The organism is Janthinobacterium sp. 1_2014MBL_MicDiv, from assembly GCF_001865675.1.
In the GTDB taxonomy this organism is placed as follows: Bacteria; Pseudomonadota; Gammaproteobacteria; order Burkholderiales; family Burkholderiaceae_D; genus Janthinobacterium.
Map to the genome: position 1 here is coordinate 6,107,608 of NZ_CP011319.1, position 12,680 is coordinate 6,120,287.

A 12,680-nucleotide genomic window follows, 5' to 3' on the forward strand; every position below is an offset into this window, starting at 1 on the left:
CACGAAGTTATGCGCAGGACCGCATTTTATACAATTTTGCTCCTCGCATGATACAGCGATTATGCACGCTTTATTTTGCGCGTAAGCGATTGATCCTGTTGAAAAAAAGTGACTTATCCACAGAAAAAAACGCGTTTACTATTACTACTATTTTTATATATAGATCTATTGTAAACCGACAAAAAAAGCGGAAGTCCGGGGATATTTCCAAAAAGCATAAAAAAAACATCAAAAAAAAAGCCAACGGCGACAGTCAGAACCACTGCCAAACCGTCTTCCAGGAATCGCTTGAACGCGCACGTCCGTGAAAGAACCGCGCTCGTGGTCACTCAACGTTGATTGCCAGGCAAGGATAGAGGCATGCGAAGCACGTCAAACATGCCGCTAGAGCAAGAAAAACCGCGCTTTTTGCTTGCCTGTGTGGATAAGTGCCTGCATATCCACAGGATGAGATGTGGGAAAACCCGTTCTTTGTCCACAGGCGAACTTTTATCCCAAACAAGTCCTGCCTCGATACAATGTTTATGCGCGTACTTTTTTGTAGCCTAAGTTGATGATTTTTGGGTGGTATACCGACTTATCCACAGAAAAACCGTCGTTTACTATCACTACTATTTTTATGTATACATCTTTATTTAAAACACAGAGACAAACGCGCACGGTGGAAAAGCTGCCCCAATAGCTGTTTTCAGCCTGTAAACCGTCTTCCAACCTGACAAACCTGTAAAAACAGCATGAATTCAAGCAAAAAAATGCGGTTAGGCATCATCAGTGCCTTGCATGAAGAACAGCAGGGGCTGGTAGAAGCCCTGCAAGGGCCCGTGACGCGTTCGCACGGCATGCGCGACTACACCCTGGGAACCCTGTGGAATATCGACGCTGTGTGCGTCCTGTCGCGTCTGGGCAAGGTTGCCGCTGCCATGACAGCTTCTATCCTTGTGGAAAAGTATGGAGTTACCCACATCGTCTTCACGGGCGTGGCCGGCAGTGGGGATAAGCACGTGAAAGTTGGCGATATCGTCGTGGCCGAAGCGCTGCTACAGCACGATATGGATGCGCGCCCCCTGTTTCCCCGCTTCGAAGTGCCGCTGACGGGCTTGCAGCGCTTCGCCACCGACCTGGAACTGAGTTCCCAGCTGGCTGCGGCTGCCGACGATTTCCTGCGTGAGGGGCTCGACAGCGTATTGAATGCCGGGCAGTGCCAGGAATTGGCGCTGCAACAGGCGCAAGTACACCGCGGCATGATCGCCAGCGGCGACCAGTTCATCAGCAGCGCCGCGCATATCCGCCAATTGAAACAGGACTTGCCCGATCTGCTGGCCGTCGAGATGGAAGGCGCCGCCGTGGCGCAAGTATGTTTCGAGCTGGGCGTGCCGTTTACCGTCATGCGCACGATTTCCGACAATGCAAATGAAGAGGCGGCCGTCGACTTCATGCGTTTTGTGCAGACAGTCGCCTCGCCTTATGCGTTTCACGTGATTCGCAAGCTGTGCCAGCGCCTGGCACCCTGACATTTCCACGCAGTGTGCATAAAAAAAGGGCAGAACCACTGGTTCTGCCCTTTTCATTTACTCTCTGCCTAAAATTTAAACACTCAGCATCATCAGGCTGGCATTCCCGCCGGCCGCCGTCGTATTCACGCACAGCGCCCGCTCAGCGACCAGGCGCCACAGGGGGATGACAGCCTCCTCCGTGGTGGCGATCGTGCCCACCAGGGCCCCGTCACGGGCCGCCAGCAGCGGTTTGAGCAAGCTATCGAGGCTGGGCTCGATCATGGCGATCTGCACGTCGTGCTTGACCGACGCCATGTTGGTGATGACCTGGATGTGGTCCTTCAGCGCGGCCGGCAAGTCACCGGGGATCAGTTCGGGCGACTGCGCCAATACGAGGGCCTGGTTGCCGGTGGCCAGGACGGCCGCCAATTGATTCATCAGCACGCCTGACGTGGCTGCCGCGCACAGGATGGTGCCGCGCGCGGCAAAGCTCAGGGTATTGCGCTCGCCCGTCGGGCCTGGCAAGACGGTGGTGCTGCCCAGCAAGGTCGTGCGCGCGTATTCCTGCGCCAGCTGTTCCACCTTGTCGTGGCCATGCATCTTCGCCCACACGGTCAGCGCGTCGAGCGCCGGCGCCGCCTGGCGCTGGTGCTGCGCGCCGGCCGGCGCATTGCGCTGCAGGCGTTTCAGGTACAGGGGACCACCCGCCTTCGGACCCGTGCCCGACTTGCCTTCGCCGCCGAACGGCTGCACGCCGACGACAGCGCCGACGATGTTGCGGTTGACATAAATATTGCCCACATGCGCGCGCTTGGTGATGAAATCGATGGTTTCGTCGATGCGCGTATGGATGCCCAGGGTCAGGCCATAGCCGCTGTCATTGATCGATTGCACCAGTTGCGGCAGTTCGGCCCGCTTGTAGCGGATCACGTGCAGCACGGGGCCGAAGACTTCATGCGTCAATTGGTCCAGCGACTTGATTTCCAGCACGGTCGGCGCGACAAACGTGCCTTTTACCGTAGGCAGGCCCAGCGAGAAATGGTCGATGGCCACGGTTTTCATCTTGTTGATGTGCGCCAGCAGGTTGCCTTGCGCTTCCGCATCGATGACGGGACCGATATCGGTGGCCAGGCGGTCAGGATTGCCAACGCGCAATTCCTGCATGGCGCCTTTCAGCATGTGGATGGTCTTCTCGGCAATTTCTTCCTGCAGGAACAGCACACGCAGGGCCGAGCAGCGCTGGCCGGCGCTGTCGAAAGCGGACGACATCACGTCCTGCACCACTTGTTCGGGCAAGGCGGACGAGTCGACGATCAGCGCGTTCTGGCCGCCCGTCTCGGCGATCAGGGGAATGTCGATCGACTCGTTCACGGCGCGCGCGGCCAGGTTGCGGTTGATCAACTGCGCCACTTCCGTCGAGCCCGTGAAAATCACGCCTTTCACGCGCGCATCATTGCACAGGCCGGCGCCAACGACTTCGCCGCTGCCCGGCAGGAATTGCAGGGCGCCGCGCGGCACGCCGGCCGCGTGCAGCAGCTGCACGGCGCGGTGGGCGATCAATGGCGTCTGCTCGGCCGGCTTGGCCAGCACCACGTTGCCCGCCGCCAGGGCGGCGGCCAGTTGGCCCGTAAAGATGGCGAGCGGGAAGTTCCACGGGCTGATACAGGTGACGGGGCCGAGCGCCAGGGTATTGGGCGCGTGCTCCACCTGCGCCGCGTAATAGCGCAGGAAGTCGACGGCTTCGCGAATTTCCGCGATGGCATTCGGCAGCGACTTGCCCGCCTCGCGCACGGCCAGGGCCATCAGCTCGATATGGTGTTCCTCGAACAGGTCGGCCGCGCGCTGCAACGCTTGCGCGCGCAGCGACGGTTCCGTCGTTTGCCAATCCATGGCATACGCGCTGGCGCTGGCCAGGGCCGTTTCCACGTCGGCCGGGGCCGCTTCCATGACCTTGCCCACGATATCGTCGTGCTGGGCCGGATTGTGGATGGCGTGCGTGGGCGCGTTCAGGCTGACGGCGCCATCGATCAGCGGCGCGGCCTGCCATTGCTGCTGCAGCGCCAGGCCGGTGGCCAGGGTGCGCACCGTGTCTTCATTCGACAGGTCGAGGCCGGCCGAGTTCTTGCGCTCGCTGCCAAACATATCGAGCGGCAAGGGAATCGACGGGTGCGGCAAGCCGCCCTGCAGGCGCGCCATTTCCAGCGGATCGCGGATCAGGCTATCGATGGCCACGCTTTCGTCGACGATCTGGTTGACGAACGAGGAGTTGGCGCCGTTTTCCAGCAGGCGGCGCACCAGGTAGGCCAGCAGGGTTTCATGCGAGCCGACGGGGGCGTAGATGCGGCAAGGCTTGTCCAGGTTGGCCGGACCGACGACCTGGTCGTACAGGGTCTCGCCCATGCCGTGCAGGCACTGGAATTCGTAGTCGGTGATGCCGTCGCGCTTGGCCCAGGTGTAGATGGTCGACAGGGTTTGCGCATTGTGCGTGGCAAATTGCGGGTAGATCAGGCTGCTGGCGGCCAGCAGTTTTTGCGCGCAGACCAGGTAGGACACGTCCGTGTAAACCTTGCGCGTATAGACGGGATAGCCTTCCTGGCCATCGACTTGCGCGCGCTTGATTTCCGCGTCCCAGTACGCGCCTTTCACCAGGCGCACCATGAACTTGCGGCCGCTGCGCTTGGCCAGGTCGATCAGGTAATCGATGGCGAACGGGCAGCGCTTCTGGTACGCCTGCACCACGTAGCCGATGCCGTCGAAGCCGGCCAGATCTGCATCGAAGGCCAGGGCTTCCATCAGGTCCAGCGACAGTTCCAGGCGGTCCGTTTCTTCCGCATCGATGTTGAAGCCGATGTTGTACTGTTTTGCCAGCAGCAGCAGCGCCTTGACGCGCGGCAGCAATTCTTCCATGACGCGGGCGCGCTGGGCGCGGCTGTAGCGCGCATGCAGGGCCGACAGTTTCACGGAAATGCCGGGGCCGTTCTTGATGCCGCGGCCATTCGATGCCTTGCCGATGGCGTGGATCGCCGTTTCATACGAGGCGTAGTAGTTGGCCGCGTCCTTTTCCGTCAGTGCCGCCTCGCCCAGCATGTCGTACGAGTAGCGGTAGCCGCGCGTTTCATTGTCGCGGCTGTTCTTCAGCGCTTCCTCGATGGTCTGGCCCGTGACGAACTGGTTGCCCAGCATGCGCATGGCCAGGTCGACGCCCTTGCGTATCAGCGGCTCGCCACCCTTGGCGATGAGTTTGGTCATGGCCGAACCGAGGCCCGATTCGCTGCTGGTACTGACCAGTTTGCCCGTGATCAGCAAGCCCCAGGTGGCCGCGTTGACGAACAGCGACGGCGATTCGCCCAGGTGCTTGCGCCAGTCGCCCTTGCTGATTTTGTCGGCGATCAGGCGATCGGCCGTTTGAGTGTCGGGTATACGCAACAGCGCCTCGGCCAGGCACATCAATGCAACACCCTCTTCCGACGATAGCGAGAACTCGTGCATCAGTGCATCGACGCCGGACGCGCGTGTGCGTTTTTGGCGCACGGCGGACACGAGGCGGTGCGCCAGGGCCTGGCCTTCGGCCGTCGTTTCGGTGCTGCTGGCGCGTACTTGTTGCAGCAGCCACTGCACGGCGGAAACCTCGTCGCGCCTATAGGCGGCGGTGATGGCGGCGCGTTGTGGCGTCGCTTCGGGCAGGATTTCCGCCTGGAGCGCAGCAAAGGGAATCGGGGTAAAAGCCGAAGGGCCAGCAGGGTGCATAGGAGCTCTTTACAAGGAAAAATGGGACGAAACTCGCGGTAATTCTTGCTCTTTTTTGGTGCAAAAAAATACAGAAAGTCGAACGTTAAGATGATTCGATTGTAAAGGGGATTCTTATGGATTAATTCTGGTAATACAGAGGACTAGCAATAGATAGTTTTTGATGCGACAATTTAACCAAATAATATTTATACGGGGGTGATTCGAATGCTGGACAAGATCAGTAAGAAAATCTTGATGGAATTGCAGAGCGATGGTCGCATCAGCAATGTGGAGCTGGCCGCGCGCGTGAACCTGTCGCCGGCCGCCTGCCTGGAGCGCGTGCGCAAGTTGCACGAATCCGGTTACATCATGGGCTATACGGCCCAGTTGAACCCGCAGTTGCTCGATGTCTCGCTGCTGGTCTTCATTGAAGTCGTGCTCGATCGCACGACACCGGAAGTGTTCGACGCCTTCAAGCATAGCGTACAAATCATTCCAGAGGTACTGGAATGTCATATGGTGGCCGGCGGTTTCGATTACCTGGTCAAGGCGCGCGTCAAGGATATGGCTGCCTACCGCGAATTCCTGGGCAAGACGCTGTTGCAAAAAGGTGTGCGGGAAACCCACACTTATGCCGTCATGGAAGAAGTGAAAAACACGACCAAATTGCCGATTAAGTGACCTTGATGTAGCAGGTCCACTTTTCTGATTGAGCTATCGGAACAAATGTTGTAGGGTAGAACTACTATTCTGCTATCCGGTAGCCGCCTGACACGACGCGCAGACGTCAGGTTCAGGGTGCAAGGCGGGCAATCGTGCCCCCCGCATACGGTTACAGCACGTCCCCGCCTAGGGGGCGTGACGGGTTCTCGCAGCGGGGGACAAATGAAGCAGTTGCGGCATCAGCTGGTGCGTTTCCTTGTTTTCACCGTTCTGGCCATGGCCGTGGCCTGTTGCCTCGTCTATCTGCTCTTGCTGGCGACGGACGGCGGTCCTTCCCCGTATCTGATTGCCTGCGTGGCGGCCCTCACCGGCGCCGCGCTGCTGACGTTTGCCAGCCGTGCGCGCGGCGAACCCGGCCTGCACCAGTTCGCCGATACGGTGGGCAAGGCCATCGACGCCATCATGATCGGCGCGGCGGAAACCTCGTATTTTGTCGATTCCGTCAAACAGAAGGTGGAACTGGACGTGCAGACGGCCAGCGACATCGCCGACAGTTCCGGGCAGAACGCCGTGATGACGGAAAAGATCGCCGCCAACGCGGAACGGGCCGCCAGGGTGGCTGCCGGCGTGCGCGAGGAAAGCGTGGCGGCGCGGGCCGAAGTGAACCAGGGCTTGCAGCGCATCAATCGCGCGCGCGAGGAAGCGCAACGGGCGTCCAGCACCATGCTGAGCCTGCAGGAAAAATCCAGGCGCATCACGGGCTTTACGGAAGCCATTTCCGATATTTCCGCGCGCACCAATCTGCTGGCGCTGAATGCCGCCATCGAGGCGGCGCGCGCCGGCGAACACGGCCGCGGCTTTGCCGTGGTGGCCGGCGAAGTGCGGCAACTGGCGCAGCGCACCAAGGAAGCCTCCGATGAAATCAGCGTGATGGTGCGCGAAATCAATGAACAGTCGGAAAAAGCCGCACGCGGCATGAGTTCGCTTGCGGCCGGCGTCACGGAAGCGGCGCGCAACGTGGAAAGCGTGCACGCATCGCTCAGTCACATCGAGGAATCGTCGGGCGTGTCGGAAGACGAGATCGGGCAAATCGCCCGCGCCTCGCGCGAACACGTCGATACGACGCAAGTGATCGCCGACGCCATCCTGCAAATCCGCGACAGCATGTTGTCGACGAATGCCGAATTGCCGCGCGCCACGCAATCGGCGATGGCCCTGGCCGAGCGGGCTGAAGTGATCGCCGGCGCCCTCGGCGAAGCGAGCGTGGCCACGCCGCACGACGAAATCCGCCTGGCCGCCCAGCGCGCCGCGCGCGAGGTGGGCAAATTGTTCGAGCAAGCCATCGCCTCGGGCCGCATCACGCGCGAAGCGCTGTTCGACCGCCGTTACCGCCCCATCCCGAACACGAATCCGCCCAAGCACAACACGCAGTTCGACGCATTTACGGACAAGGTCTTGCCGGACTTGCAGGAAGGCGTGCTGGCCGCCCTGCCGCACCTCGCGTATGCGGGCGCCGTCGACAAAAATGGCTATTTTCCAACGCACAACAAGAAGTTTTCCCAGCCGCTGACGGGCGATTACGCCACCGATATCGTCAATAACCGCACCAAGCGCATCTTCAGCGACCGTACGGGCGCGCGCTGCGGCAGCAACACGAAGCCGTTCCTGTTGCAGACGTACAAGCGCGACACGGGGGAAGTCATGCACGACCTGTCCGTGCCGATCCACGTCGATGGCAAGCACTGGGGCGGTTTCAGGATTGGGTATCGCTCGAGCAATCACGCATAGCAAAACGCCTGACGTGTGATCATCAGGCGTTTTTTCTGCTCGCGGCTACGGGCTTACTCGATATGCGGCTTGGGCGCCACGCCGCCGCCGGCCGCCGTGGCCGAACGCAGGGTGGGCGTATTCATTTCTTCCAGGTGGTTGCGCAGCCATTTGTGCGCCGGGCTGCGCGCATCGCGTTCATGCCACAGCATGTCCAGGTGGACGGCCGGCAAGGTGAACGGCAAATCCTTGTACAGCAGGGACTCCGTCATGCCCGTCGAGGCGATCAGATGGCGCGGCAAGACGGTGATCAGGTCGGAATTGGCCACCACGCGTCCGGCCGTGAAGAACTGGTTCACCGTCAGCAAGATGCGCCGCTCGCGGTGGATCTGCGCCAGCGCCTCGTCGACGAGGCCATGGGCACGGCCGGAAAAGCTCACCAGCAAGTGATTTGCCGCGCAATAGTTGTCCAGGTTGAGTTCCACCTTGGCCAGCGGATGGCCGCGCCGCATCACGCACACATACTTGCCGGAATATAAACGCTCGTGGCGGATGGGCGAACTGGTGTCGCTCGACAACTGCGCCGCCACGCCGGGAAAGAAGCCCACGGCCAGGTCGATGTCGCCGCGCAGCAGCATGGGGCGTGGTTCGCGCGTGGTCAGCGGCATCATGCGCACGTTGACGCCCGGCGCTTCCCGTTCGATCGAGCGCATCAGCGAAGGCAGCCAGAAGGCGGCCGTGGCGTCGGCCATGGCCATGCGGAAGGTGGCGTGCGTCTTCGACACGTCGAAGGTTTCCGGCGTGACGGCCGCTTCCAGGCTGGCCAGGGCCGAGCGCACGGATGGCCACAGGGCTTCGGCGCGCGGCGTCGGTTTCACGCCATACGCCGTGCGGATCAGCAATTCGTCACCGAGGCTTTCGCGCAGGCGCTTGATGGCGTTCGATACCGCCGGCTGCGTCATCGCCAGGTGGCCGGCCGCGCGCGTCAGGTTTTGTTCCGTCATGACGGCGTCGAAAACGCGCAGCAAGTTCAGATCCAGCGTCAGAAAACTCATGGAAAGCCCAAGGTAAAAGTTGAATTCAAATAATTTAACTAAGAGTGTAAACCGCGCCGGGCACGAATATTTTCACTCGTAAAAAAATATTACAGTTTTCCATTCACGATTCATATAATTGGTATCAGGAAATGGAATTAGATTTATATGTTGCACTGCACTATAGTACTGGCAAATTCTATAATGCACTGGAACAGTATGTCTACCTTCGCCTCCGCCCTGTACGCAGTATCCGCACCCGTGCTGGAGATTTCACTGCTGAACGCCCTGCAAATCGCGCTGCTGATCGTGGCCGCGGGCGCCGTCGCCCTGCTGTTCAAGCCTTTGCTGGTGGGTATCGCGCGTGCCATGGTGCTGGTGGTGCGTCCCAAGCTGAGCCGCGAAGAGCGCCTGGCGCGCCAGCAGATGCGCGAAGCGCAAGCGCTCAAGCGCACCCTGGGCAAGATGGATGGCGTGTCGCCAAGCAACGCCGCCGAATTGCGCGCCCTGTCGACCCGCGCATAAGGGCGCTGTTGCCAGATGACTAGCGACTAGCCGGTGCCTGCACCGGCTTTTTTTACGCCTGCGTTGTGCGTCAGGCCACCTCGCCCAGCAAATGCGCGCGCAGGACAGTGTCGGCCGGATGGGCGCCGATCCAGATTTTCAGCAGGGCATTGTAGAACGCCAGTTCCGGCACCTTGTCGCCCACCTGCTTGCCGTTCAGCCGGCATAAGGTACCCTCTTCCGGCAGCCAGTCCACGGTCAGGATATCGCCCTTCTTCAAGCCCGGTACCATCTCGAACATGGCGCCGAACTGCATCGTCTGGCCCAGCAGGCGCGTGCGGTCGGCCTGGTCCGAGCTGCGCTTCAAGCCCTGCATGAAGGCTTGCCCCAGCTCGTCGGAACTGACGTCGCGCAGCATGACGATCTCGAGACGGCGCGGGCCGGGCAGCGCCAGGATGTCGGCCAGCTGGTTCTTCTTTTCCGGCAAGTACAGCGCGATCGTGTAGATCTTGAAGATGACCTTGTAGCGCACGCCGGCGCCGTTGAGTTTCAATTCGCGGCTGGCCAGCTGCACCGTCTCGTCGAGCTTGACGCCGCCCACCTCGACGGCCAGGACCGGCTGCGCCAGGGCGCCGCACAGGAAGGCGGCGGCCAGGGAGCGGGCCAGACGGGATGTGCTGATATGCATCTTCTGCCTCCGTGGAGAAACCAGTGCTGTGGATAAGTCCGCACAAGCACACAGTGTAGAACAGTTGGCAGAAGCTGGCGCCACGCAGAAGTGGCGCGGGAGGATGGTGTTATGCCTTGGGGGCAGGCAGTTCCGCCTGCAGGCGCTCGTACTTGGCCATCAGCTGTTCCGGGCTTTCGCGCCAGGCGGGATTGAAGGGGATGCAGCTGACGGGACACACTTGCTGGCATTGCGGCTCGTCAAAGTGGCCCACGCATTCGGTACACTTGTTGGGATCGATTTCGTAGATTTCCGCACCCATGTAGATCGCGTCATTCGGGCACTCGGGCTCGCAAATGTCGCAATTGATGCATTCGTCAGTGATCAGTAGTGCCATGGCTTAATTCAACTCTAGCTTATTCGGGTAAGGCAGCATTGGCGGCAATCTTGTTTTGCAGCCAGCGGTTCACCGAGGGGAAGACAAACTTGGAGACGTCGCCGCCCAGCGCCGCGATTTCGCGCACGATGGTGCCCGAAATGAACTGGTACTGGTCGGACGGCGTCAGGAACATGGTTTCGACATCGGGCAGCAGGTAGCGGTTCATGCCCGCCATCTGGAATTCGTATTCGAAGTCGGAGACGGCGCGCAAGCCGCGTACGATGACCCTCGCCTCGTGCTTGCGCACGAAATCCTTGAGCAAGCCGGAAAAGCTTTCCACCTGCACATTCGGATAGTGGCCGAGCACTTCGTTGGCGATTTCCAGGCGTTCGTCGAGCGAGAAAAACGGTTGCTTGTTCTTGCTGTCGGCCACACCGACGATCAGTTTGTCAAACAGACCCGATGCGCGGCGCACCAAATCTTCATGACCACGCGTGAGCGGATCGAATGTTCCTGGATAAACGGCTACAACCATTGCGGCTCCCTAACGATGCACCAATATAGACGCGCATTATGCCTGAAATTGGGGCATCGCCTTGGGCTGGGGGCAGCTTCTGCTCAATTTATAGGCAGATTCAGGCCGTTGCCGGCACTTTGTTGTAAGTTAGCAAATGATAGAAGACGGTGCCCGCTTTATCGGCGCGGATGACTTCCCACGGCGCCATCCATTCCGGCTTCTCCAGTTCGCTTTGCTCGTCGAAGACCAGCGGCAAGCCCGATTCCGCGTAGACCATGCCGCCTTCCTTGAGCAGGTTGGCGCACAGGGGCAGCACCTTGGCGAGGAAATCCTGCTGGTACGGCGGGTCGAGGAAGATCAGGTCGTAGCGCTGGCCGCGCGACGCCAGGCCTTGCGCCGTCAGCAGGGCGTCGCCGCGCAGCAGTTGCACGTTGTCGGCGCGTAATTTGGCCTTGTTTTCTTCCAGCTGGCGTATCACGGGCGTATGCGTGTCGACCATGGTGACGGCGGCGGCGCCGCGGCTGGCCGCTTCGAAGCCGAGCGCGCCGCTGCCGGCGAACAGGTCCAGCACCTGGGCGTTGGACCAGTCGCCGTCGCGCAAGTGATTGATCCAGTTAAACACGGTTTCGCGCACGCGGTCCGGCGTGGGGCGCAAGCCCAGTGCCTGCAAGACAGGCAGCACGGAGCGTTTCCATTGGCCGCCGATGATGCGCACCTGGTTCGGTGGCGGCGCGTGGTGGACGGGCACTTTGGCGGGTTTTTTAATTTTCTTTTGCATGGGCATTTAAAACGCCTAACAAAACCTACTGCGCGTCGCGATGTGCGGCCGGCGATGCGCACTGTGCATTCGCACAGCTGCGCTTCTTAGCCACCACTCACTGCCGCCCGCTACGGTTTTGTTAGGCGTTTGATTTCTTCGATTCGATGGCGGCCACTATAGCATATGGCCCCCTCGCCCCGCGCCAGAGCCCCCTGCTGGCGCTGGCGCGCGCACGGCCCTATTTGGGCTGGCTGGCCAAGGCGGTGAAATCGTCGATCCAGCCCTGCATGCGCTTGATGGCATGGGCTTTTTGCGCGGGCGTGGCGATCTTGATCACCGTCAAGACCAACTGCGCCGTGCCGTCCTGGTAGGCATCGAAGAAGGCCTTGCGCTCGGAATGCTCGAGGCGCTCGAAACTGTCCTTGATCAGGGTGTTGATCAGGGTCACGGTGGCTTCCTTGCCAAGCTTTTCCTGATGCACTTTCTTGACCAGGTTCAAGACATTCTGCTGGCGCCGCATGCGTTCGTCGAGCCAGATCTCGTTGTCCAGCGGACGCCCGTCGGATGCCTTGCGAATGATGGCTTCCTGCTCGCTGTTGAAGCTGCCGAACCACAGCTCGAATTGCTCCATGGATTTCTTGTAGCGCAGTTTCTGGCGCTTGTCCTTGTCGCCGCTCAGGTATTTCTTGCGATAGTCATCATTGTTCGCCTTGAACTTCTTTTCCATCTGCGCAATTTGCTCGGGCTTCAGCGAACGGGCCAGTTCGGCCAGGTCGGGCGCGGCCTTTTGCAGCAGCGCCTGGGTGCGGTGCTTGATCTCGCTGTAGTCGGCCATCAGGTCCGCCTGCGTGACATTGCCTTGCAGCTGTTTCTGGCCCGTGCGCAGGATGTCCACGTAATCCTTCAATTGCGTCTTGCGGTGCCAGTCGAACAGTTTGTCGATATCGTCGCGCACCCAGCCCTTCTGGTCGCGGTCCAGGTCGACATAGGCGTTCAGCCACCAGTACAGCACGGTATCGCCGTTGTTGTAAGCGAGGCGCAAGCCGCTGCAGCCGGCCATGACGACCAGTACGATGGCCAGCACGGCATAAGTAAAGCGGCTGAAGCGCGTGGAATACGGGGCCTGCGTGTTAAACTTTTTCATATTCTTAACTTAAAAAACTTACG

General features: G+C 60.2%; 11 protein-coding genes. 4 read left to right on the plus strand and 7 right to left on the minus strand.

What is annotated here, in order from left to right; genetic code table 11:
• The first annotated feature begins 752 nt into the window (after positions 1–752).
• Positions 753–1,511, plus strand: coding sequence for a 5'-methylthioadenosine/adenosylhomocysteine nucleosidase (locus YQ44_RS26535; protein WP_198043841.1), 759 nt, complete (start codon positions 753–755; stop codon positions 1,509–1,511).
• Between the two features lie 75 nt (positions 1,512–1,586).
• On the opposite strand, the gene putA is transcribed toward YQ44_RS26535, so the two are convergent.
• Positions 1,587–5,240: a trifunctional transcriptional regulator/proline dehydrogenase/L-glutamate gamma-semialdehyde dehydrogenase gene (gene putA, locus YQ44_RS26540; RefSeq protein WP_071325926.1), complete on the minus strand. Its 3,654-nt coding sequence runs from the start codon at positions 5,238–5,240 to the stop codon at positions 1,587–1,589.
• Between the two features lie 207 nt (positions 5,241–5,447).
• Between putA and YQ44_RS26545 the strand changes: the two genes are divergently transcribed.
• Positions 5,448–5,903 (plus strand): Lrp/AsnC ligand binding domain-containing protein, encoded by a 456-nt coding sequence (locus YQ44_RS26545; RefSeq protein WP_010393827.1) that lies wholly within the window; start codon positions 5,448–5,450, stop codon positions 5,901–5,903.
• A gap of 204 nt (positions 5,904–6,107) precedes the next feature.
• Positions 6,108–7,673: a methyl-accepting chemotaxis protein gene (locus YQ44_RS26550; RefSeq protein WP_071325927.1), complete on the plus strand. Its 1,566-nt coding sequence runs from the start codon at positions 6,108–6,110 to the stop codon at positions 7,671–7,673.
• Between the two features lie 53 nt (positions 7,674–7,726).
• Here YQ44_RS26550 and YQ44_RS26555 read toward each other — a convergent pair whose 3' ends face one another.
• On the minus strand, positions 7,727–8,707 hold the full coding sequence (locus YQ44_RS26555) for a LysR family transcriptional regulator (protein WP_071325928.1): 981 nt from the start codon (positions 8,705–8,707) through the stop codon (positions 7,727–7,729).
• A gap of 198 nt (positions 8,708–8,905) precedes the next feature.
• Between YQ44_RS26555 and YQ44_RS26560 the strand changes: the two genes are divergently transcribed.
• Positions 8,906–9,211, plus strand: a complete 306-nt coding sequence (locus tag YQ44_RS26560; protein ID WP_071325929.1) for a hypothetical protein — start codon at positions 8,906–8,908, stop codon at positions 9,209–9,211.
• 70 nt (positions 9,212–9,281) lie between these two features.
• Here the strand turns inward: YQ44_RS26560 and YQ44_RS26565 are convergent, their stop codons facing one another.
• From YQ44_RS26565 to YQ44_RS26585, 5 genes are all read right to left on the minus strand, one after another.
• Positions 9,282–9,878, minus strand: coding sequence for a chalcone isomerase family protein (locus YQ44_RS26565; RefSeq protein WP_071325930.1), 597 nt, complete (start codon positions 9,876–9,878; stop codon positions 9,282–9,284).
• A gap of 109 nt (positions 9,879–9,987) precedes the next feature.
• Positions 9,988–10,254, minus strand: coding sequence for a YfhL family 4Fe-4S dicluster ferredoxin (locus YQ44_RS26570; protein WP_071325931.1), 267 nt, complete (start codon positions 10,252–10,254; stop codon positions 9,988–9,990).
• A 19-nt stretch (positions 10,255–10,273) separates the two neighbouring features.
• Positions 10,274–10,771, minus strand: coding sequence for a pantetheine-phosphate adenylyltransferase (gene coaD, locus YQ44_RS26575; RefSeq protein ID WP_071325932.1), 498 nt, complete (start codon positions 10,769–10,771; stop codon positions 10,274–10,276).
• A 100-nt stretch (positions 10,772–10,871) separates the two neighbouring features.
• On the minus strand, positions 10,872–11,531 hold the full coding sequence (rsmD, locus tag YQ44_RS26580; protein ID WP_198043842.1) for a 16S rRNA (guanine(966)-N(2))-methyltransferase RsmD: 660 nt from the start codon (positions 11,529–11,531) through the stop codon (positions 10,872–10,874).
• Positions 11,532–11,751: 220 nt separating this feature from the next.
• Positions 11,752–12,657: a DUF6279 family lipoprotein gene (locus tag YQ44_RS26585; RefSeq protein ID WP_198043843.1), complete on the minus strand. Its 906-nt coding sequence runs from the start codon at positions 12,655–12,657 to the stop codon at positions 11,752–11,754.
• Positions 12,658–12,680 lie beyond the last annotated feature (23 nt).